Source organism: Corynebacterium sp. HMSC074C04 (genome assembly GCF_001838295.1).
Taxonomy (GTDB): Bacteria; Actinomycetota; Actinomycetes; order Mycobacteriales; family Mycobacteriaceae; genus Corynebacterium; species Corynebacterium amycolatum.
Map to the genome: position 1 here is coordinate 345,484 of NZ_KV836272.1, position 21,573 is coordinate 367,056.

General features: G+C 59.0%; 18 protein-coding genes and 2 pseudogenes. 3 read left to right on the forward strand and 17 right to left on the reverse strand.

Translation table 11 applies throughout. The annotated features are described in order from the left end of the window. Nucleotides 1-108: 108 nt before the first annotated feature. The 4 genes from HMPREF3011_RS05900 to HMPREF3011_RS05915 form a co-directional block, all read right to left on the reverse strand. Nucleotides 109-1,065, reverse strand: coding sequence for an aldose 1-epimerase family protein (locus HMPREF3011_RS05900; protein ID WP_049181206.1), 957 nt, complete (start codon nucleotides 1,063-1,065; stop codon nucleotides 109-111). Nucleotides 1,066-1,223: 158 nt separating this feature from the next. Continuing rightward, nucleotides 1,224-3,491, reverse strand: coding sequence for a polyribonucleotide nucleotidyltransferase (locus tag HMPREF3011_RS05905; protein WP_038628721.1), 2,268 nt, complete (start codon nucleotides 3,489-3,491; stop codon nucleotides 1,224-1,226). A gap of 484 nt (nucleotides 3,492-3,975) precedes the next feature. Continuing rightward, on the reverse strand, nucleotides 3,976-4,245 hold the full coding sequence (gene rpsO / locus HMPREF3011_RS05910) for a 30S ribosomal protein S15 (RefSeq protein ID WP_016422594.1): 270 nt from the start codon (nucleotides 4,243-4,245) through the stop codon (nucleotides 3,976-3,978). Between the two features lie 141 nt (nucleotides 4,246-4,386). After that, entirely contained in the window at nucleotides 4,387-5,382 is a 996-nt protein-coding gene (locus HMPREF3011_RS05915) for a bifunctional riboflavin kinase/FAD synthetase (RefSeq protein ID WP_038628719.1), read from the reverse strand. A gap of 64 nt (nucleotides 5,383-5,446) precedes the next feature. On the opposite strand from HMPREF3011_RS05915, the gene truB reads away from it, so the two are divergent. Further along, nucleotides 5,447-6,433 (forward strand): tRNA pseudouridine(55) synthase TruB, encoded by a 987-nt coding sequence (gene truB, locus HMPREF3011_RS05920; protein WP_038628717.1) that lies wholly within the window; start codon nucleotides 5,447-5,449, stop codon nucleotides 6,431-6,433. Between the two features lie 16 nt (nucleotides 6,434-6,449). Here the strand turns inward: truB and HMPREF3011_RS05925 are convergent, their stop codons facing one another. The 9 genes and pseudogenes from HMPREF3011_RS05925 to rimP form a co-directional block, all read right to left on the reverse strand. Further along, complete coding sequence (locus HMPREF3011_RS05925; protein WP_246821436.1) at nucleotides 6,450-7,145, reverse strand: 4'-phosphopantetheinyl transferase family protein; 696 nt, start codon at nucleotides 7,143-7,145, stop codon at nucleotides 6,450-6,452. Beyond that, nucleotides 7,142-8,517 (reverse strand): annotated as a pseudogene (locus HMPREF3011_RS05930) (MATE family efflux transporter). Before HMPREF3011_RS05930 ends, HMPREF3011_RS05925 begins: the two are co-directional and overlap by 4 nt. A gap of 4 nt (nucleotides 8,518-8,521) precedes the next feature. Beyond that, nucleotides 8,522-9,583, reverse strand: a complete 1,062-nt coding sequence (locus HMPREF3011_RS05935) for a DHH family phosphoesterase (RefSeq protein ID WP_038628714.1) — start codon at nucleotides 9,581-9,583, stop codon at nucleotides 8,522-8,524. Nucleotides 9,584-9,625: 42 nt separating this feature from the next. Further along, a complete protein-coding gene (rbfA, locus tag HMPREF3011_RS05940; RefSeq protein ID WP_016422588.1) occupies nucleotides 9,626-10,057 on the reverse strand; it encodes a 30S ribosome-binding factor RbfA in 432 nt (143 codons plus the stop codon). 455 nt (nucleotides 10,058-10,512) lie between these two features. Beyond that, entirely contained in the window at nucleotides 10,513-11,241 is a 729-nt protein-coding gene (locus HMPREF3011_RS05945; protein ID WP_049181202.1) for a hypothetical protein, read from the reverse strand. A 20-nt stretch (nucleotides 11,242-11,261) separates the two neighbouring features. Beyond that, nucleotides 11,262-13,979: a translation initiation factor IF-2 gene (gene infB / locus HMPREF3011_RS05950; protein ID WP_070560375.1), complete on the reverse strand. Its 2,718-nt coding sequence runs from the start codon at nucleotides 13,977-13,979 to the stop codon at nucleotides 11,262-11,264. A gap of 129 nt (nucleotides 13,980-14,108) precedes the next feature. Next, nucleotides 14,109-14,501, reverse strand: a complete 393-nt coding sequence (locus HMPREF3011_RS05955; protein WP_038628710.1) for a YlxR family protein — start codon at nucleotides 14,499-14,501, stop codon at nucleotides 14,109-14,111. Nucleotides 14,502-14,672: 171 nt separating this feature from the next. Continuing rightward, entirely contained in the window at nucleotides 14,673-15,659 is a 987-nt protein-coding gene (gene nusA, locus HMPREF3011_RS05960) for a transcription termination factor NusA (protein ID WP_038628709.1), read from the reverse strand. After that, the gene (rimP, locus tag HMPREF3011_RS05965; RefSeq protein WP_038628707.1) at nucleotides 15,656-16,228 is read right to left on the reverse strand and encodes a ribosome maturation factor RimP; all 573 of its coding nucleotides are present in this window, start codon (nucleotides 16,226-16,228) and stop codon (nucleotides 15,656-15,658) included. Before rimP ends, nusA begins: the two co-directional genes overlap by 4 nt. A gap of 101 nt (nucleotides 16,229-16,329) precedes the next feature. Here rimP and HMPREF3011_RS05970 point away from each other — a divergent pair, with 101 nt between their 5' ends. Continuing rightward, entirely contained in the window at nucleotides 16,330-17,295 is a 966-nt protein-coding gene (locus tag HMPREF3011_RS05970; protein WP_224786669.1) for a DUF4439 domain-containing protein, read from the forward strand. Here HMPREF3011_RS05970 and HMPREF3011_RS05975 read toward each other — a convergent pair. After that, on the reverse strand, nucleotides 17,292-19,064 hold the full coding sequence (locus tag HMPREF3011_RS05975; RefSeq protein ID WP_038628703.1) for a proline--tRNA ligase: 1,773 nt from the start codon (nucleotides 19,062-19,064) through the stop codon (nucleotides 17,292-17,294). The two genes, HMPREF3011_RS05970 and HMPREF3011_RS05975, sit on opposite strands and share 4 nt — an antisense overlap. A 60-nt stretch (nucleotides 19,065-19,124) precedes the next feature. Between HMPREF3011_RS05975 and HMPREF3011_RS05980 the strand changes: the two genes are divergently transcribed. Then, entirely contained in the window at nucleotides 19,125-19,862 is a 738-nt protein-coding gene (locus tag HMPREF3011_RS05980; RefSeq protein ID WP_052155635.1) for a YaaA family protein, read from the forward strand. Here the strand turns inward: HMPREF3011_RS05980 and HMPREF3011_RS05985 are convergent. The 3 genes and pseudogenes from HMPREF3011_RS05985 to HMPREF3011_RS10975 all read right to left on the reverse strand — a co-directional run. Next, nucleotides 19,859-20,140, reverse strand: a complete 282-nt coding sequence (locus HMPREF3011_RS05985) for a hypothetical protein (RefSeq protein ID WP_224786668.1) — start codon at nucleotides 20,138-20,140, stop codon at nucleotides 19,859-19,861. The two genes, HMPREF3011_RS05980 and HMPREF3011_RS05985, sit on opposite strands and share 4 nt — an antisense overlap. Next, nucleotides 20,133-21,224 carry a uroporphyrinogen-III C-methyltransferase gene (gene cobA / locus HMPREF3011_RS05990; RefSeq protein ID WP_038628700.1) on the reverse strand — a complete coding sequence of 364 codons (1,092 nt, stop codon included), beginning with the start codon at nucleotides 21,222-21,224 and terminating at the stop codon, nucleotides 20,133-20,135. The genes HMPREF3011_RS05985 and cobA overlap by 8 nt, the downstream gene beginning before the upstream one ends. Nucleotides 21,225-21,234: 10 nt before the next feature. After that, nucleotides 21,235-21,573 (reverse strand): annotated as a pseudogene (locus HMPREF3011_RS10975) (cobyrinate a,c-diamide synthase); the annotation flags it as partial.

Here is a 21,573-nt window from a genome sequence, read left to right on the forward strand (position 1 = left end):
TCTTTTACATTCGTCCCCTAGTGTAGTTTCCTTTCTTAATTCAAGGTGAATTAATTAAGACGGATTTAACCCAGTTGAGGGGGCTGCAGTCCTCTGAGCTGAGTAAAACTATTTTCCGCCCGTCTCCGCGCGCAGTCCCATGGCAAGAGTTTTTGTCTCTCCAGCCTGAAGTCGCAGCAACCCGGTTCCGGAGCGGAGCGCATCTGGCGGACATGTCATTGGTTCCACCGCAATCGCATTCCCGTGCCCAGGGAATCCTTCTCGTCGTCCAGCGTCGGCAACATAGACCTGGAAGAACCGGAATTCATCATCGGCCCAGAGCACAGCACCCTTGCCATTTGGTCCAACCAAATGCGCTTCACGACGGCGCGGTGAGCCATTCTCGGCTGTTTCCTCGGCAGCAAGGAAGCAGTGATCCAGCCACAGTCCATCCAGAGATACTCCCTCTCGAAGGCTGGGAATCACTGTCTCCGCTGGCACCGCTGGGCCAGCGGGCAGGTTTCGAATTGGTTCCAGTGGCAGGTTTTTATCAACGGGCAACCGAAGTGTGCAACTGTCGAAATCAGCGCCCAAAGCGCTTAGGTAAGGATGCCAGCCCAGACCAAACGGGCACTCCCTATCGCTGCGATTATGCACTGTGAACTCAGCCGATAGGCCGTCTGTAGCGGTGACTTGCCAACGCACGGTCATACCGAGTTCCCAAGGCCAGCCCGACTGCGGCTCAACTTCCACATGCAAGGTGACGCTGCTGTCATCAGCATCGACCACGGTCCAAATGCGATCTGCAACAAACCCGTGAATAGCATTCGCCCGGGACGGCTCCGAAATATCTAACCGATGGACTTCCCCACCGAAGATAAACACTCCGTCAGCGACCCTGTTCGGCCACGGAGCCAGGAGCGTACCTGCGGACAACGGTGGATTGAATCCCTTGGGATAGTCTGTCAGCAGTGGCAGACCACAGTACTCCAGTGATCTCGGGCCACCACCGAACTGGGAAATACTTGCGACGTAGTCACCGGCGGAAATGTCGATGAATTCATGATCGTGCGCGACAAGTTGCATGCGCAAATCACCTTCCACGTGGGTTCGAAAATTAATCCCTTCGAAACCCGAGATTAACCCAAAACAAAAAGCGCGGTTAGGTCAATTTGTGACCTAACCGCGCCATCGCTACTCGCGTTGTCGGAGGCTACATACAGCACATCCTCCGTCGCCAAGCATTAGTCGTCCTCGACTGGAACCAACGAAATCTTGCCGCGGTTGTCGATATCAGCGATTTCGACCTGAATCTTGTCGCCGACATTGATGACATCCTCAACCTTCTCGATGCGCTTGTCGCCACCGAGCTTGGAAATGTGAATCAGACCGTCACGGCCCGGAGTCAGGGAGACGAAAGCACCGAAAGCGACAGTCTTCACGACAGTTCCCAGGTAGCGCTCGCCCACCTTCGGCAGTTGCGGGTTAGCGATTGCATTAATCTGCTCAATTGCAGCGTCCGCAGCCTTACCGGAAGTTGCCGAGACAAATACGGTGCCATCGTCCTCGATGGAGATATCAGCACCGGTTTCCTCGGTGATGCCGTTGATTGTCTTGCCCTTCGGGCCGATGAGCTCACCGATCTTGGACGCCGGAACCTTAACGGTGGTGATCTTCGGAGCAAGACCGCTCATCTCGTCCGGAGACTCGATGACCTCGGCCATGGTGGACAGGATGGCCAGACGTGCGTCACGAGCCTGGGACAGGGCATCGGCCAGAACCTTCGACGGAATACCGTCGAGCTTGGTGTCCAGCTGCAGTGCGGTAATGAAGTCCGCAGTACCAGCGACCTTGAAGTCCATGTCACCGAATGCGTCCTCGGCACCGAGGATATCGGTCAGCGCGACGAAGCGGTTCTCACCGTCAACCTCGCCGGAAACCAGGCCCATGGCGATACCGGCAACCGGAGCCTTCAGCGGCACACCGGCGTTGTACAGCGACAGAGTCGAAGCACAGACCGAACCCATGGACGTCGAACCATTAGATCCAAGGGCCTCGGAGACCTGGCGAATGGTATACGGGAACTCCTCACGGGACGGCACGACCGGCAGCAGAGCGCGCTCAGCCAGTGCCCCGTGACCAATCTCGCGGCGCTTCGGAGAGCCAACACGACCGGTCTCGCCGGTGGAGTACGGCGGGAAGTTGTAGTGATGGATGTAGCGCTTGGAAGTAACCGGGGTCAGCGAGTCAATCTGCTGTTCCATCTTCAGCATGTCCAAAGTGGTGACACCCAGAATCTGGGTCTCGCCGCGCTCAAACAGCGAAGAGCCGTGGGCACGCGGAATCAAGCCGACCTCAACGCCCAGGTCACGAATGTCGGTAACACCGCGACCATCGATGCGGAAGCCCTCAGCCAGAATCTTCTCACGGACAATCTGCTTCATCACTGCGTTGTATGCAGCGCGAATCTGCTTAGATGCAGCCTGCTCGTCGACATCATCGGAGACGAAGCGCTCCAGCAGCTGCCCCTCGACGTCCTCCATGTACTCGTTGGTGGCGTCATCTCGATCCTGCTTACCCGGGATGGTGAGCAGCTTGGCCAGCTTCTTAGCAGACTTCTTCTCGACTGCATCAAAAATCTCATCGCTGTATGCCGGGAACAGCGGGAACTCCTGCGTTTCCTTCGCTGCGCGCTCAGCCAGCCCCTTCTGTGCCTCACACAGAACCTTGATGTGCGGCTTTGCAGCCTCGAGGCCCGCGGCGACGATGTCCTCAGTCGGTGCCGGTGCGCCGTCAGAAATACGCTTGACGACGGTCTCCCCTGCTCCGGCCTCCACCATCATGATGGCGACATCTTCGACGTTCTTACCGCGACGCTTACGGGTGACGATGCGGCCAGCGACGACCATCTCGAACAGAGCCTGCTCGTGCTGCTCCTCGGTCGGGAAAGCGACCCATGCACCCTCCGGATGCTTGTCATCGGCGACAAGCGCGATGCGGACACCACCGACAGCGCCGGAAACCGGCAGCCCGGAAAGCTGAGTTGCAGCTGACGCGCCGTTGATTGCGACGACGTCGTAGCAATCCTTCGGATCCCAGGACATGACGGTGACGACAACCTGTACCTCGTTGCGCAGGCCCTTGACGAAGGTCGGGCGCAGCGGACGGTCAATCAGACGACATGCCAGGATGGCGTCGGTGGACGGGCGGCCCTCACGGCGGAAGAACGAACCCGGAATCTTGCCCGCAGCGTACATACGCTCTTCAACGTCGACGGTCAGCGGGAAGAAGTCAAAGCCCTCGCGGGGCTGGTTGGAAGCGGTGACGGTGGACAGGAGCATGGTCTCCTCGTCCAGGTAGGTGGTCACCGAACCATCGGCCTGACGAGCCAGCTGACCCGTTTCAAAGCGAATGGTGCGGGTGCCGAAATCACCATTGTCGATGGTAGCAACGGCCTCGGTAATACCGAAATCCTCATCAAAGAAAAATTCAACAGCCTTGCTGTTGGCCATAGGTTTCTTACTCCTAGAAATAGCGGCGATCATCGATGTCGCCTGTAAAAGATCGAATGAACTTCGTTTGCGTCACGCATTCTACCAGCTAACGCAGAAAGTTCTCGTATTGGACGGATCGGAGATCTCTCACTGCCATCTGGGTTCTTGCACCTACGCGGGGTTCTAGGAGTTTGCGGAGCGGGGGCACTTATCGATGACTTCTCTTCACTCATCGATGGATTACCGTGTCTTGTCGATGGTGCCCCGACACTTATGCGCACGCTGTCGATCAGCCCCCTCCACATGTCGATGAGGTATTCACTTGTGGCCACGCTACAGCGCATCGATGAGTGAATACCACAACGACAAGTGACCAAAAAGCCCCGCCGTGAGCTTCCATTCAATGGAAATCCAAACGGCGGGTCTAAAAGCTTAAAAGCCTTGAATTAACAGAGCAACTTACACCAATGACGCTCTGACAAACAGGACCTTAAGGGAAACCTTAGCGGCGCAGACCAAGGCGCTCGATCAGCTTACGGTAGCGCTCAACGTCATTGTCCTGCAGGTACTGCAGCAGGCCCTTGCGGCGACCGACCAGCAGCAGCAGACCACGACGAGAGTGGTGATCGTGCTTGTGGAACTTCAGGTGCTCGGTCAGCTGACGAATACGAGCGGTCAGCAGTGCAACCTGAGCCTCCGGGGAACCGGTGTCGGTCTCGTGCAGGCCGAACTCCTTGAGAATCTCAGCCTTTTCTGCAGTGTTCAAAGCCATGTAAATCTAACTCCTTGAATCAAATTATGGTCGTTTTTTCAGTCCACATTCTCGGCTTTCCCGGAACCAAACAGCGTCTGGCAGCTGGTTCCTCGCAACTACTTGTGGACCGCAGTCACAGCCGACGTTTTACTTTAACAGCTAATCGGTCTTTGCCAAAATGGCCTCGGTGTCTACTACGTCCTGGTTCATCCGGTCAATGAGCTCCTCGACCGAGTCGAACTTCTCCATTCCGCGAATCCGATCGACAAACTCAACCTGCCCGGCGATGCCGTAGAGGTCCGCGTGACGGTCAATCACGTAGGCCTCGACCGTTCGATCAGTGTCTCCAAAGGTCACATTAGTGCCCACCGACACGGCTGCTGGGTAGCGCACCCCAAACTCGATATCGCCCTTCGGGTCCGGCTCCGGGCGGGCTGCCGTCGGCTGAGCCGTAAACCATGCCGCGTAGACACCATCAGCCGGGACTGCCAAGCCCTCAGCGAAGTCAATATTGGCGGTCGGAAAACCCAGCTGCGCTCCCCCACGCCCCTGACCGGGAATAACGTCACCATCGACACGGTAGAAGTACCCGAGACACGAGGCGGCTGCGGACACCGCTCCGTCGGCAAGCAAACCGCGAATACGTGTCGACGAAACGCGTTCGGTCGAATCCGCGGCAGTGACGTCGAGGAGGTCGACGATGGTGACGTCGACCCCACACTTACGGCCGTGCTCCGGCATAGTCTCGGCAGTACCTGCGGCCTTCTGCCCATAGGTGAAGTTCTGGCCAACAAAGACGGCCTGTGCATTCAGCTTGTCGCGGATAACGGTGCGTACAAAGTCTTCTGGGGGGATGCTGGAGAAGTTCTTGTCGAAGGGCACGACGAGCATGGCATCAATTCCCTCCGCTTCTGCCAGCTCGGCACGACGGGACACGGTGGACAGTGCCGGCGGCACCTTATCCGGGGCAAACAGCGCTACGGGGTTGGGGTCGAAAGTCATCAACAGCGACTTCACGCCACGAGCGCGAGCGTCACTGACCGCAGCAGCTATCAGGCGCTTATGCCCTAGATGAATACCATCGAACACTCCGATGGTTACGACCGTGTCCCCCAGGTCTTCGGGTGCATTGTCCAAGCCATACCAAATCTCCACAAAGAGCTAGTGTAACTGGTCACCGTTTAACACACCGCATATAGCGCAACATAGGATTGCGTCTATGACCGACTTCGATCCGATTGCAGACTCCGGCATTGTCATCGTCGACAAGCCCCAAGGCTGGACAAGCCACGATGTAGTGGGCAAACTCCGTCGAATCTTCCGCACCAAGAAGGTCGGCCACTCCGGCACCCTCGACCCAATGGCCACCGGTGTGCTCGTCCTCGGCATCGGCCGCGGCACGCGTTTCCTACCCCATGTCCACGCGGACACGAAGTCCTACCAAGCCACCATTCGGCTCGGCGCTGCCACACTTACCGACGACGCCGAAGGCGAGTTGCTCTCCGAATCGTCAGCGGCATCGGTGACCGATGAAATGGTTCGAGAGGAAATTGCGAAGTTCACCGGCACGATCATGCAAAAACCTGCGGCGGCATCCGCAGTGAAGATTGACGGTGTCCGCGCCTACGAGCGCATCCGCCGTGGCGAGAAGGTCGATATCCCAGCGCGCCCGGTGACAATCACCCGCTATGAGGTTCTGGACATCCGCCACGACTCCAATCCTTCCCGTCCCGGGGAGTGCATCGATATCGACGTGGAGGTCGACTGCTCTGCTGGCACTTTCATCCGCGCCTTAGCTCGTGACTTGGGGGATGCACTGGGAGTCGGTGGTCATCTCACCGCTCTGCGACGTACTGCCGCCGGCGTTTTCACTATTGAAGAAGCATTGACTATCGACGAGCTCACAGCGAAAGCCGAGCAATTCGACACCGCCAATCCAGAAATTGCTGAGATGCGACGCCCCCTTCCGGAGCGCGCCGCTTCCTTGCTGCCGATGAGTCTGGACGCGGCCTGCCTGCGTTGCTTTGATTCCCGCGAAATAACTGAACAGCAGGCGGCTGATTTGGCTCAGGGCAAGTGGCTGGAGCCAATCGGAAAACCTGGAGTCTATGCGGCGGTGTCTCCGACGGGAAAGGTCCCGGCGCTGCTCACAGAATCCGGCAAACGGGCCAAGACGGTCTTCGTGGTACGCCCGGCCACGCTGTAACTACTTCTCAAGGCTTTTAACACTGCTCGAGCCACACCGCGGTGGCAACGACGCCTGCGCCGCGGGCCCAGAAGCCCTTTACTCCGCGGAAGGCGTCGGGAATCTCACGGTGAAATGTTAGCTGTAGAGGTCCGCCTGCGAGTCCTCGGGAAAAACCTCGCGCTGCTATCCGTCTCTTCCTCGGTTGCACGGAAACTTCGTCGAAGTCTAGCCACTGCCCGACTATCGGCTCCCAGAGTTTGTACACTGATTCCTTGGCGCTAAATTGCACCAGCGGATCCAGGCGAGCTTCGTCAGTGCGCAAGACTGCATCGATGATTCCTAACTCTAGAGTCTGCTCGACCTCGACATCGATGCCAATCCCCTGCAGCTGTTCAGCGCTCGCGGACACAGCTGCCACGGCCCCGTCGCAGTGGCTAATTGACCCCACGACTCCTCGCGGCCACAGCGGCGCTCCAGTGGTCGACACGCCAATCCCACCTGGGGCAGACTCTCCTAGCCGTTGCAACGCCTCATGTGCAGCGAGGCGTCCTCGGGTGAAATCACGGATTCGAGCAGGTGCTGCACTATCAGACAGCCTCAATTCAGCACTACGGAGCTGCTGCAATTCCGCATCACTAAAAGGACGCTCGGCATTGGAGTCAATGACCAGCCGGCTACCGGCGGGTAAATGCCCGGCCAGGTACTCCTGAACGTCGGCAAGCACACTCATGCGCTGATGCCGTACCATTTCTCTCCACGGAAACGGGTAGCGACAAAGATGAGTCGCAGAATCATGAATGCCAAGAGACCACACCATACGCCGGTCAGCCCCCAACCAAATGCCTGAGCCAGCCAGACCGGCGGGAGGAATCCGCACAGGACCGCGCTAACGGTGGCGTTACGGAGGAAGGCTGCATCGCCGGCGCCGAGCAACACGCCATCGAGCGCGAAGACGACACCGCCGATAGGAATCATTGCGACAAGAATCCACCATGGTCCGGCGGTGACTGCGTCAATCACGCCTATGGAGTCGGTAAAAATGCGGACGATATTGGCATTACCCACTGCGAAGACGGCCGCTAGGCCGAGAGCAATGACGCTTGACCAGACAGTAACTCGCTTGCCAGTCCAGCGGGCAACGGCCGTGGAGCTACCGCCCAACGCTGCACCGACGAGCGTCTGTGCAGCAATCGCTAGCGAGTCGAGCACCAACGAGATCAGATTCCACAGTTGCAGCATGACCTGGTGCCCACCTAGCGTGGTCGGCCCAACGCGGCCAGCAACCGCGGCGGCAGAGAGGAACGCTACCTGGAAGGACAAGGAGCGAACGATGAGATCGCGACCGAGGACCAGCTGGCTTTTGATAATGGCGCCATTCGGGCGCATGGAGAGCTTGCGGTTAGAGCACTCCTTGAAAAGACTGCGGAGGAACAGCCCGCCGGTAATCAATTCGCCGAAAAGGACGGCCATTGCAGAGCCCTCGAGACCGAAGGCGCGGACTAGAGGCACAATCACAATGGCGGCCGGAACAAGGCCTGAGAGCACAAATAGCAGCGGCGAGCGGGTGTTTTGGATACCTCGTAACCAACCATTTCCAGCCTGCGCAATCAACGTCAGCGGAATGGCGAAAGCAGCAACTCGCAACCATTGCCCGGCATCATGAGCGACCTCCGGATGAGGAGCTAACCAACCGGTAAATACCGGTGCCAACCCACGATGATGGCAAAGAGGCTAAGGCCCACAAAGATGGCGACCCACGTCGCTTGCACCCCCTCTTCGACCGCCTCGTCCACGTTGCCCCTGCCAAAGGCTCGCGCTGATCGGGCAGTCGTGCCGTAAGCCAAGAAAGTAAGCTGCGTAGTTACCACGGAAAATACCGTCGAACCAGCAGCAAGCGCCGCAAGCTGGACGGCTCCGAGCCGACCGATGACAGCCGTATCCAGCAGCACATAGAGTGCGGGCGCAGCAAGAACGCCCAACGCTGGCAGCGCCAGCGAAACGATTGCGCGAAGGCTGACATCTGACTTCGCACTGTGCCCGGTTCGCTCTATGCCAGTTTGCTCAATCTCAGTGCGCTCCTGAGTTTCTCGCGAGTCCGACAATCCCCTAGGCCTCGCTTGTGCCTCGGCGTGCCTGGGCTGCGACATCGCTGGTGTCCAGGATGGCTTGCAACAGCTCATCCTTGCTGCACTCGCGAGTCAGGCCGGCTGCGCGCTCGTGGCCACCGCCGCCAATTTCCAGGGCGACCTGGGAGACATCGACAAGCTCGCGAGAACGCAGCGAGACCGCCCACTGGCCTGGCTCATACTCCTTAAGTACCGCACAGACATCGGCCGCATTGGTCGTACGCACAATGTCCACGACGGATTCAATCTCATCGTGGCCAACTTCGGCGGTCTGGTCGTACTCAATGACGACGTGGATTAGGCCTGCGCCGTCGCCCCACTCGGGCACCAATGTCGCGGTGGAAAGCACCGTGCCCAGGAACGGCAGGTAGGCAAACGGATGCTCTTCCAGCAGCTGTGCACCAATCGTGCGCGGATCGAGCCCCTTATCCAGCAGGCGCGCCGCTGCAGTGTGCATGCGAGAACGGCCGAACTGGAACGACGCGGTATCCGTCAACAGCCCGGCGTAGAGAGCATGAGCCATCGGCGTGGTCAGCTTGATACCCCAGACCCCAAAGAAGTCCAGGAGCACCATGGTCGAGGACTCTGCGAGTTCATCAATCATGTTGACGGACCCAAAGCGAGTGTTGGTCGCGTGATGGTCAACATTGATAACGCGATCGGAGGCCATCACGCGATCTTCGAGCGCACCGAGACGCCCCGGGCTTGCGCAGTCGACAGTCACCCACGTGTCAATGTCTTCATCCAGGTCCGTGTACTCGACGAAGCGTTCCCATCCGGGGATGGTCAGCAGCGACTTGGCAGGCAAATCGCTCTCACCGTAGCTGGCGACAGCCGAAATGCCACGCTGTACAAGTGCCATGACCATCGCAGATGCGGCACCAATCGCATCCGCATCAGGGTGAACATGGGCAATGACGCCGACTTTCTTAGCGTCGGCAAGCATATCCTGCATCTGCTGAATCGGCTTGGACATGCGGCGATTAATCGCCTGGGAAAGCTGGTGAGCTGCCTGCTCCTGAGCCTGCGGAGAAGTGGTCACGTGGGTGCCCCTTTCATCGATAGATGTGGCCGGTGGAGAGTTTTACTCCTCGTCGCGGTATGGGTTGGCATCGCCTGCGGGCTTTGCGTTTCTGGCCTGCTCAGCCAATTCCGCGTCGCGCGCGCGAGTCTTATCAAGCAGCTCCTCAAGGTGCGCGGAGATCTCCGGCACCGTGTCAACCTCAAAAGCCAGCGTCGGTGTGTAGCGCACACCGGTGCCACGACCGACTAGGGAACGCAGCTGCCCCTTTGCCTTTTCCAGCGCTGCTGCTGCCGACTCGTAGTCCGGTTCCTCGTCGAGTGTACGTCCGCGCACAGTGTAAAAGACTGTGGCGTCGTGCAAATCGCCGGTGACGCGGCAGTCGGTGATAGTCACAAACTCCAGACGCCGGTCCTTAATCTCACGCTCGATTGCGCTGGCGACAATCTCCTGAATACGCTTGGACAGCCTGCGCGCGCGTGCTGGATCTGCCATTTTCGGCTACTCCCTATCTATCTATATCTGTGCGCAACCATTCGTAGCTAGACCCCATATAGCGTGAGGCCTGAAGTGCCCCTTCGCTGACAAAGACCCATTTGGGATCCGGCAAAAACGGTTCAATACAAAGGACTGCTAATACTAACACGCAAAACACTACTCAACTTCGAACCGCATTTTTCGCGACTTCGCCTAAGCCCGTCTACCGGGTGCAGCCACTTGCTTCGCCGCACGCTCGCCCTTTGTTAATAGCCTATTAATCATCACGACAACACTGCCGCCATCATCGATGTCATCGACGGCTTGGGGTCGCTACCACGGAATTGCGCAGCTGAAACGTGGTCTCCTCAAAAGCAAAGCCCGCTGCCCCACACCAATTCAACGGTCGGAAAAGTCACGCCAGGGAGCAGCTCAGAATCTTTGCCTACAGCTAACGGCCTACCCGTATGCTCTTAACGGCGCTCCACGAAGTTGTACATCGGTAACCCATTAACATGAGAACAGTCAGGCAGTGAATCCATCACGCTGTCCTGCAATGGTGTTTCTCCCTCGATACCGAAAATCCATTTAACCGCAGCATTACCTAGCTCCAGCGGATGAAAAAGATAACTTACCTCACCGTTTTTATCCTTGGGCGCTACGCTGCCATGGGTTTGTTCCCATTCAGCCACATCCGTCGGATGTAGTACCTCGACGTGTTCACCGTTAGCGAACGGTACCTCGAAATCCAACAATCTTCCCGAGCTGAAAAACCGCTGCATGTCAAAATCATAGTCTTCGCAGCTTGCCCCTAATTCTCTGGTGGGAGTCGTATAGTGGCACGAATCGACAACACTATTGATGCATAGTGACCAACTTGCACGCGGATCATTCGCCAACGCTGCGTCCTCAATTAGGTCGTATACGTCGTCGGTCCCGAAAAGCAGCGTTGGCCCAAACGCTACCGCGTGGAAGTACCAATTATGACCATCCTCAATGGTTACTTCGGAATCAAAGGCGAACTTCCCTGGCCAAATCTTGTCCAATTGCGCAAGAGTCTCCTCTGCGCTCGCAGGAGGATAACTCAAAATATTCGTTCGCGGCAGCTCATCCGAGAGCGCAAAGAGATTAGTTTTTAAGCCCATAACGAGCACCATACGCAAAAAGGCGCTCCCCGAAGGGAGCGCCTTATCAAAGTTCACGCAGTGTTTAGCCTACGTTGCTACGTGCGCGGAACCTCGACCATCTCGTAGACCTCGATAACGTCGTCCACCTGGATGTCCGGGTAAGACAGCACCATACCGCACTCGTAACCGGCTGCCACCTCGGTAGCATCGTCCTTCTCTCGCTTCAGCGACTCGATAGTCGCCGAATCCGTAATGACGTTGCCGTCACGAACCAGGCGAGCCTTCGCGTTGCGGCGGACCTTGCCGGACTCGACCATACAGCCGGCGATGAGGCCAACTGCGGAGGACTTGAAGATGGCGCGAATCTCTGCACGACCAATCTCCTTCTCCTCGTAGACCGGCTTGAGCATGCCCTTCAGAGCAGCCTCGACATCCTCGATAGCACGGTAAATCACCGTGTAGTAGCGGATGTCAACGCCCTCAGCGTTGGCAACCTCGGTGGCCTTGCCCTCGGAGCGAACGTTGAAGCCGATGATGACGGCGTCAGACGCAGCAGCCAGCGTGACGTTGGTCTGAGTAACAGCACCGACACCACGGTCGATGATGTTCAGTGCGACCTCGTCGTCGACCTCAATCTTGAGCAAGGCTTCTTCCAGTGCCTCGACGGTACCGGCGTTGTCGCCCTTCAGGATCAGGTTGAGGGTGTTGGTCTCCTTCAGGATCTCGTCCAGGTTCTCCAGGGAGACGCGCTTGCGACGACGTGCCTGCAGTGCATTACGACGACGTGCGTCGCGGCGGTCTGCAATCTGGCGGGCCGTACGATCCTCGTCAACAACCAGGAGGTTGTCACCAGCACCCGGCACGGAGGTCAGGCCGAGCACCTGAACCGGACGGGAGGGACCGGCCTCATCGACGTCGTTGCCGTACTCATCGACCATGCGGCGAACACGACCATATGCGTCACCGACAACGATGGAGTCACCGACGCGCAACGTACCGCGCTGAACGATAACGGTTGCCACCGGACCACGGCCGCGGTCAAGGTGAGCCTCGATGGCGACACCCTGAGCGTCCATATCCGGGTTGGCGCGCAAATCCAACGAAGCGTCGGCAGTCAACAGCACTGCTTCGAGAAGCTGATCGATGTTGAGGCCCTGCTTAGCGGAAATATCGACGAACATAGTGTCGCCGCCCCACTCTTCGTCAGTGAGACCGTATTCAGTCAGCTGACCACGAATCTTCTGCGGATCTGCAGTTTCCTTATCAATCTTGTTGACTGCAACGACAATCGGCACATCAGCGGCCTTGGCGTGGTTAATAGCCTCAACCGTCTGCGGCATGACGCCGTCATCAGCTGCAACAACCAGAATCGCGATATCGGTCGACTTGGCACCACGAGCACGCATGGCGGTAAACGCCTCGTGACCAGGGGTATCCAAGAAGGTAACCTTGCGCTTCTCGCCGTCGAGCTCCACCGGCACCTGGTAGGCACCGATGTGCTGGGTAATACCACCGGACTCGTGGCCACCAACGTTGGCCTTACGAATCGTGTCCAACAGGCGCGTCTTACCGTGGTCGACGTGACCCATCACAGTTACCACTGGCGGGCGTTGTTCCAGGTCCTCATCGTCGCCTTCATCCTCACCGAATTGGAGGTCGAAGGATTCAAGCAGTTCGCGGTCCTCATCCTCTGGCGAAACAACCTGGACCTTGTAGTCCATCTCGTCGCCGAGCAGCTGCAGGGTCTCGTCGGATACCGATGCAGTTGCCGTAACCATTTCACCGAGGTTGAACAATGCCTGAACCAGTGCTGCGGCATCGGCATTGATCTTCTCAGCGAAGTCAGACAACGATGCGCCGCGTGCGAGGCGAATGGTCTTGCCCTTACCGTTAGGCAGCTTGACGCCACCCACCACGGATGGTGCCTGCATCGCCTCGTACTCGTTGCGCTTCTGACGCTTCGACTTGCGTCCGCGACGCGGGGCGCCTCCTGGCCGCCCGAATGCACCTGCAGTTCCACCGCGACGTCCGCCGCGACCACCGCGCGGTCCACCACCCGGACCACCCGGGCCGCGACCACGGCCGCCGAAGCCGCCGCCGCCACCGCGGCTTGCCTTTGCAGGCATCTGTCCCGGGTTCGGGTGCGAAGGCATCATCGCCGGAGTCGGGCGATTGCCGCCCGGCTTATTACCGCGGCCCTGTCCACCTTGTGGACGCGGGCCACCCTGACGTGCTCCTGGCTTCGGCCCCGGACGGCCGTTTCCGCCCTGCGGGCGAGGACCACCCTGGCGTCCACCCGGCTTCGGCCCCGGACGGCCAGGACCGCCCTGCGGACGCGGCATGTTGGACGGCCGCGGTGCCGGACGGGAAGATCCGCCGGTCGAGAATGGGTTGTTCGCCACACGCGGTGCGCGTGCGCCTGGCTTCGGCCCCGGCTTCGGGCCAGCAGGCTTCGGCGGGCGTGGCATTTCCTGTCCCGGCTTCGGCGAACGGGACGGTGCTGCTGGCTTGGCACCTGGCTTTGCCGCCGCTGGTGCAGCCGGCTTAGCGCCTGGCTTAGCTGCTGGCTTGGCACCCGACTTAGCAGCAGGCTTAGCTGCAGCCTTCGTAGCTGGGGTCTGTGCAGACGCGTCAGCACCTGCACCAGCATTCTTCTCTTCGTAGACCTTCTTCATCTTCCTGACGACGGGTGGTTCCACCGTCGAAGAAGCGGTCTTAACAAACTCGCCCTGAGCCTTCAGCTCGGCGAGTAGTTCCTTGCTGGTGACCCCGAGCTGCTTAGCGAGCTCATGGACACGTAGCTTTCCGGACACTGCTCTCCTCACTAGTGGGGGCCGAGCAGCGCCCGATGGCGGATTCGTCCACGCACCGAGAGCGCCTGCAGGGCTCCCTCTTATCTATTGCCGTTCATCGCTGATGCTTCATCGTGTGCTCATCAGTGTTCAGGTCTTTCTGTTGTCATTTTTCCTGCCTCCCTGCTTAGCGACACGCACATCGCCAGCGGGGGCGAAAACCTCCGCCGCTTCGTAGTGCGTGGCGATAAACTGTTTAACCGGAAACGCATCTACCTGCGTAGATACCTTCAGTGCGCGGCCAAATGCACGGCGCTTGTCGGCGATCTCCCAAGCTTTTAGTGTTGGGGTAATCCAGGCACCTCGTCCCTGCATCCGACGACGCGGATCAGCAACGACGGCTACTGAGCCATCTGAACGGGTGGTAGCGACAATGCGCAGCAGCTCCGAGCAATTGCGACGCTGCTTAGTTGCAATACAGGTACGTGTGGGTGCAGGTGTATGAGTTGTCGAATTCGGGTTTGTCACCCGCGAAGCCGTCATACTCCTGACGCACCCACCTTCCTGCTAAGAAATTCAGCGCGAAAATTCGCATAGAAAAATCACGCCTTGTCGTTTGGCCACTTCCCAGCATAACCCGAAAAGGCGGAAAAGTGCCAACCCCCTAGGCACTTTCCCGCCACTTTCGCAACCGCTGGGACGCTGACGTTGCGTCTACTCCGCGTCGGAGTGGATATCGATTCGCCAGCCGGTCAGACGAGCCGCCAGACGGGCATTCTGTCCCTCCTTGCCGATAGCAAGCGAGAGCTGGTAGTCGGGCACCACAACATGTGCACGGCGCTCATCCATGTCTAAAATCTTGACACTAACGACCTTGGCTGGCGCCAGCGAGTTACCAACGAACTTCGCCGGATCCTCGTCGTAGTCGATGATGTCAATCTTCTCGCCCTTGAGCTCATTCATAATCGAGCTCACACGCTGACCGCGCGGCCCAATGCAGGCGCCCTTAGCGTTGAGCCCCTTGACCGTGGGACGTACAGCAACCTTGGTGCGGTGACCAGCCTCGCGTGCAATCGAAATCAATTCCACTGCCCCATCGGCAACTTCCGGAACTTCAAGTTCGAAGAGCTTACGAATGAGCTCCGGGTGCGTGCGTGACAGGTGAATCGCGACACCCCGCGGTGTCTTGTTCACACCGACGACGTAGCACTTGATGCGGTCACCGTGCTTGAGTTCCTCACCTGGCAGCTGCTCAGCCGGCATCAGAATACCGTCGCGACCATTGGCCTCCGAACCGATGTGGACGACGACAATGCCCTTTTCATTGGCATAGACATCGCGCTGGACCACGCCGGAAATGACCTGGTTAGACAGGTCTGCGTATTCGTCGAGAACCTTGTCGCTTTCCGCATCCCGCAGACGCGAAAGGATGGTCTGACGAACAGCGAATGCAGCGGTACGCTCAAAGTCCTCCGGAGTATCGTCCCATTCGGAGATGAGATTGCCCTCGTCGTCTCGCTCCTGAGCAAAGACTATGACGTCACCGGTCTCACGGTCGATTTCGACGCGCGCATACTGTGCCGGTGCGGTGGTATTACGGTAACTTTCACGCAATGCCCGGGCGACCAGTCCCAGCATTTCGTCGACAGGAATACCCTTTTCCCTTTCCAAGGTTCGCAGGGCAGCTAATTCAATCTTCACTTGTTATCCTCCAGCCTGGTCAAGGCATCGTCATAGTCTAGTCCCGCAAAATCTTTCTCGGCTGCGGGCGGATTAGAGAATTCAACTTGTACCACTGCACGGGCCACATTGGTTAATTGGACACGCTGACCAACAGCCTTCAACCGCCCCTTTGGCCCTTTAGAGGTAACGAGAATGATGGATTCTTCATCCGGCGACAGCGCACCAATGCGGGCTGCAATCGCGGAACCGTCGGCAAGCGAAATTTCCGCAATGCGACCACGGTTACGGCGCCAGTGTCGTGGCTGCGTCAGCGGTGCGTCAATACCAGGAGTGGAAACTTCCAAGGTGTAGCCCTGAGCGCCGAAGTCGGCTTCGCCACGTGCCTCCGCGGCATCCAGAGCGGAAGATACTTCATGCGTGGCCTGTTCCAGAACATCGAGGTCAGGACGCTCATCTGCGTCAACCAACACAATGACCTGTGACTTTGCGCCGGCGCGAACGACCTTGACATCTTCCACAGCCAGGCCGATTTGTGCGAGCGCCGGGCTCACAAACTGTTCAATTTTCTCGGGTGCGGGTATCGCCATAGTCGTAGAGTCTACAGGTCAAGTGCTAGGAATTGCGCACCTGGGCACTTGCCACGCACCGCATTGATACAAAGTGCCGCCCGCCGTGGCACCATAGTGAGGTGATTGTTGAACCTCCCGCCCCCAGTTTTGCTTCCGCATCGCGTCGCACTCGCACTCTCTCGCGCCGTGGCTTCCTCGCTGCTGCCCTCGCCGTGGGATCACTTCCCGCGCTCTCCGCGTGCTCGCATCTGGTGGCACCACGCCCGGATTACGCCATTGAGGTTCTCCACGCACTGGCGGCGCGCGATGCACATTCGCTTACCGACGCCGATCCTGACCTCGCAGCTGTGCGCTCCGCGCAGGTCACCGAACTGGATAAGGAAATCACACGCGCCTGCGGTACCCGCAAGGACGGTAAACCTGTCGATGAATGCGGCTCGGACGTCGCAGTCCCAGGATCCCTGGCTGCCGGTGTCGATGCGAAGTTACTGCTCACGGACTCGCGAAATAGTCCAGTACTGACGAAGGCTCTGGATTCACGCACTGCATTGCGGGAGGAGCACACTGCGCGCCTTGCCACGGCTGTCGATGGCGGTATAGTCCTCGCTCTGCGTGCTGCGGGCGCTAAGTGGGAGGAGATTGTCCCATTGATTCCCAGTGACAGGGATGAAATCTCGGGTGCCGGAGAACAGATGACTAAGGCACTGCAAGCCGAATACATGATGATTTACGGTGTTGGCGTCGCCGCACCACGTGTCGGAGGCGATACCACTACTGCTCTTTTGGCTCGTGGCGAGCGCCACCGTATTTTGCGCGATCGTGCCCGGCTAATTTTGGAGGATTCCGACGTTGAGGTGCCGAAGAGCGCACCTGGCTATATGCCGGAAGATGCTCCTTCACCGGACACGGCACCCGTCGATTACATGATTGCGTTGGAGCGCTATTGCGCCCAGGCGTGGGAAGACGTATTGCTCGCTGCCAATAACCCTCGGATACGTATGTTCGCACTGCAGGCAGCTGGCGTGGCTGCCGCCGGAGTGGCAGCGCTAGGTGGCAACAACTTGGAGCCGCTGCCGGGACTCTAAGCCTTGCGAACCAACTCCGCGACGTGATCTGCAATGCCGTCAGCGGCGACCTCGTCGGTCTCGTTGGTCAGGCGGTTACGCAGCTCCACCTTGCCGTCCGCGTAGCCACGGCCAAAGATGACCACAAACGGCGTACCCAGCAACTCAGCGTCCTTGAACTTCACACCGGGGCTGACCTTCGGACGGTCGTCGAAAAGCACCTCAATGCCCTGCTGACTGAGGTCTTCCGCCAGACGTTCAGCGGCCTCAGCTGCTTCGGCGTTCTTACCGGCCACAGCGATGTGAACCTTGTACGGTGCTGCGGCAACTGGCCACTTGAGGCCCTTTTCATCCAACTGCTGTTCTGCGAGGACAGCAACCAGACGGGACACACCAATGCCGTAGGACCCCATCGTCGGACGAGCACGCTTACCGTTGACATCGAGGATGTCAATTTCAAAGGCGTTGGTGTACTTGCGGCCCAACTGGAAGATGTGGCCAATCTCAATGCCTCGCTCAATCTTCAGTGTGCCGTGTTCCTCCGGTGCCGGATCGCCGTCGCGAACCTCGGCGACATCGCAAATGCCGTCGATCTGGAAGTCGCGACCGGCGACCACACCGACGATGTGCTTACCCTCCTCGTTGGCGCCCACAATCCAATTCGTGCCCTCCGCTACGCGTGGGTCAGCTAGGACCTTCACGCCGTGATCAGCGAGCCCCTGCGGGCCGACGTAGCCCTTAATCAGGAAGTCATTGGCTGCGAAGTCCTTGTCCTCCAGCAAGCGCACCTCACCCGGTTCAAATGCGACTTCGAGACGCTTTTCATCGACCTCACGGTCACCGGGAACCAGGATTGCGGTGAGCTGTTCCGGCAGGGCGTTGCCCTCCTTATCGACCTTCTTCGGGTCGACGGCGACGAGAACGCACTTCAAAGTATCGGCAGCGGTGACCTCGCATCCGAGGTCCGCGCCATTGGCCCAATCAACAAGCGCTGCAATGGTGGTGCAGTTCGGAGACTCGTAAACCTTCGCCTCCGGCTGCCCCTCAATCGGCTGCGGTTCGACTGCCGGGATTCTCACGGCTTCAACGTTGGCGGCGTACTCACCGTCGGTGGAGACTACGAAGGAGTCTTCGCCATTTTCGCTAACAGCCAGGAACTCCTCGGAGGCCGAACCGCCCATAGCGCCGGAGGTGGCGTGGCAGATTTCGTACTTAATGCCCAGCCGGTCAAAAATTCGCTGGTACGCACCGCGGTGCAGCTGATAAGAATTCGCCAGCCCCTCGTCGTCCATGTCGAAGGAGTAGGAGTCCTTCATCACGAACTCGCGGCCACGCAGAATACCCGCGCGCGGGCGGGCCTCGTCGCGGTACTTGGTCTGAATCTGGAACAGCGTTGTCGGGAAATCCTTGTAGGAGCTGAAAAGATCCTTGACAGCCAGCGCGAACATCTCTTCGTGCGTCGGCCCCAGCAGGTAGTCCGCGCCCTTGCGATCCTTCAGACGGAACAGCTCGGGGCCATATTCGGTCCACCGATTCGTCGCCTCGTACGGTTCACGCGGGAGCAGTGCAGGGAATGCCAGCTCCTGTGCGCCAATGCCTTCCATCTCCTCGCGCACAACCTTCTCTACGTTGCGCAGAACCTTCAAGCCCAGGGGCAGCCAGGAGTACACACCAGGGGCAGTTCGCCGGATGTAGCCGGCACGGACGAGCAGCTTGTGGCTAGGGACCTCGGCGTCAGCAGGATCCTCGCGCAGTGTGCGTAGGAACAGCTGGGACATTCGCGTAATCATGAATGCTGATTTTACCCGTCGATCATTCTTCGCAACATGCGGGGCATTACTATGGTGCCCATGCTCGTAGTCCTACCCCCATCTGAAACCAAAGCCACTGGTGGCAGCCATCCCGCAGTGGACTTTTCCTCGCTGAGCTTCGGCTCCCTCAACTCCATCCGCGAGCACATTGCAGCCGATCTCGTGGCGTTAAGTGCGAACAGGGAAGCCGCGATGGAAACACTGAAACTGGGGCCACGTCTCGCTGACGAAGTCACAGCTAATGCTGCACTCCTAGAGTCGCCGACCATGCCGGCTCTCGAGCGCTATACGGGGGTTCTCTACGACGCACTCTCCCCCAGCGACCTGCCGGAAACCGGCCGTGCTCGACTCGCCATCGGATCAGCGCTCTTCGGCGTCATTGGCGGGGACGACCTCATCCCCCGCTACCGTCTCTCTGGCACGGTCAAGCTCCCCTTCGCGGATCAGCCTGCCGACGCAGCTCCCACGATGAAGCGCCGCTGGGGCACCGCCATCACCGAGGCTCTCAATGATGTCGACTTCCTCATCGACCTTCGTTCCGGCACCTACGCCAATTTGGGCAAAGTCAAGACCGCGACAACGATGACCGTGCTCACCGCCGAGGGCAAAATCGTCAGCCACTTCAACAAGCACTACAAGGGCCTATTTGCCCGTGCCATCGCCCTTTCCGACACAGCACCGACCGCCCCCACAGAGGCCGTCGACATCGCGCGCGCCGCAGGATACAACGTCTCGCTTGACGACGGCGCCCTCATCTTCCGCGTCCCGGAAAACTAAATGTCGTCGTTGTAGCGCTTCCGGCCTGCCACAATGGCAGCAATGAGCGCAATGACGGCGATGAAAATGCTGTCGTATCGCGAGCCTTCTCCGCCGAGGAGAAGGAGGCGGAAGATGATCATGGCTCCGAGGTAGAACACGAGGAAGGTCGCAGCGCCCATCCAGATGGCGCTACGCAGCTGGTCGTCGGCAAGCAGTCGGGTAACAAGCCCTGCCTTTTGCTGCTCTGGCTCACGCTTCTTCGACTTGTTGTTGCTCGACTTGTTGCTCTTACTCATCGCCCTCATCCAGACCGGCGACTTCACCGATGACGATAACTGCGGGCGGCTTGATTCCTTCTTCGACCATCTTTTCACCCAGTTCACCGAGCGTGCAGCGTAGCGACTTCTGATTCGGCAGCGTGCCGTCCTGGATGACTGCAGCCGGAGTCTTCGGGCTGCGGCCGGCCTTCATCAGAGCCTCGGCAATCTTCGGCCCGTTCTTAACTCCCATAATGATGGCAATAGTGCCGTGCATGCGGCCAAGCGCATCCCAATTGACTAGCGAAGTCTTGTGCCCCGGTGGGACGTGACCGGACACGACAGTGAATTCGTGGTTGACGCCACGCATGGTAACTGGGATGCCAATCGTCCCCGGTACCGCCAGTGCCGAGGTGATACCCGGCACAACTCGAACCGGTACCCCTGCCTTCTGCAGCTCGTGAAGCTCTTCAAAACCGCGGCCGAAGATGTACGGATCGCCACCTTTGAGCCGGACCACAAAGTAGCCCTCGCGGGCACGATGAACTAGCAGTTCATTGATGCGCTCCTGAGCCATGGCGCGACCGTAAGGAAGCTTGCCGGCATCAATGATCTCGACATCCGGCTCCAAGTCACCGAGCAGCGACAGTGGACCGAGGTGGTCTGCGACGACGACGTCAGCAAGCCGGAGCAGGCGACGCCCCTCAACGGTAATCAGACCAGGATCGCCCGGGCCACCGCCTACGAGTGCGACCTGACCTGCCAGGTCACCTGCGCGCGACGCGCGACGGCCGGTCAGCGCCGCAGGAGTAAGCGGGCTGGATGTCCCGGTTTCATCGTCGACGAGAATACCTCGGCGGTGTCCCTCGAGTGTCACCTCACGCAGCAACGACTCGTCACAGCAGACCATGAGAGCCTTGCCCCAGCTCATCGCCTCGGTAAAACCAGTGCGGGTCAAAGTAATACGGCCGTCTGCAGCCCAGGCCTCAATCGCAGTTGTTACTTCCCCACCCTCACACACAGTGACGTCAGCGCCAGAGTCCAACAACCGAGGAATCACGCGCTCTGCAGCCGTGGAACCGCCAATCACCAACACACCGTAGTCTTTGAGAAGCAAACTCATAGCTAATACTTTACCCGGCGCACGAAGCAACAAAGCGACTGACGTTGCCCGGCGCACCCGCCGGATGAACATGCAGGTAACCGGCATGAATCCGCCCAGACTCGGAAACGAAGCCGTCGCGAACTGTCTCGCCTTGATATCCACGCCAACCCCAGGCGGGTTGCCACCCGGCCGCAGCAGCGACACTTGCGGGGTCATCAGTGAGCGCTGTCTTGTGGAACTCGTGACCGCGTACGCGCGTACCTACCGGGCACAATGCAGAATCAGTCAGAGCCACAGCCTCGCGGTACCCCAACTTCAACCGTGCCATGTGCGCTCGCCCCGGGATGATGCCGCACATACGGCGCCC

Excerpts from the sequence above, each read along its gene's own strand:
- HMPREF3011_RS05900 (WP_049181206.1), bottom strand. The coding sequence starts at position 1,065 with ATGCAACTTGTCGCGCACGATCATGAATTCATCGACATTTCCGCCGGT.
- HMPREF3011_RS05905 (WP_038628721.1), bottom strand. The coding sequence starts at position 3,491 with ATGGCCAACAGCAAGGCTGTTGAATTTTTCTTTGATGAGGATTTCGGT.
- rpsO (WP_016422594.1), bottom strand. The coding sequence starts at position 4,245 with ATGGCTTTGAACACTGCAGAAAAGGCTGAGATTCTCAAGGAGTTCGGC.
- truB (WP_038628717.1), top strand. The coding sequence starts at position 5,447 with ATGACCGACTTCGATCCGATTGCAGACTCCGGCATTGTCATCGTCGAC.
- HMPREF3011_RS05925 (WP_246821436.1), bottom strand. The coding sequence starts at position 7,145 with ATGAGTGTGCTTGCCGACGTTCAGGAGTACCTGGCCGGGCATTTACCC.
- rbfA (WP_016422588.1), bottom strand. The coding sequence starts at position 10,057 with ATGGCAGATCCAGCACGCGCGCGCAGGCTGTCCAAGCGTATTCAGGAG.
- HMPREF3011_RS05955 (WP_038628710.1), bottom strand. The coding sequence starts at position 14,501 with ATGACGGCTTCGCGGGTGACAAACCCGAATTCGACAACTCATACACCT.
- rimP (WP_038628707.1), bottom strand. The coding sequence starts at position 16,228 with ATGGCGATACCCGCACCCGAGAAAATTGAACAGTTTGTGAGCCCGGCG.
- HMPREF3011_RS05975 (WP_038628703.1), bottom strand. The coding sequence starts at position 19,064 with ATGATTACGCGAATGTCCCAGCTGTTCCTACGCACACTGCGCGAGGAT.
- HMPREF3011_RS05980 (WP_052155635.1), top strand. The coding sequence starts at position 19,125 with ATGCTCGTAGTCCTACCCCCATCTGAAACCAAAGCCACTGGTGGCAGC.
- HMPREF3011_RS05985 (WP_224786668.1), bottom strand. The coding sequence starts at position 20,140 with ATGAGTAAGAGCAACAAGTCGAGCAACAACAAGTCGAAGAAGCGTGAG.
- cobA (WP_038628700.1), bottom strand. The coding sequence starts at position 21,224 with ATGAGTTTGCTTCTCAAAGACTACGGTGTGTTGGTGATTGGCGGTTCC.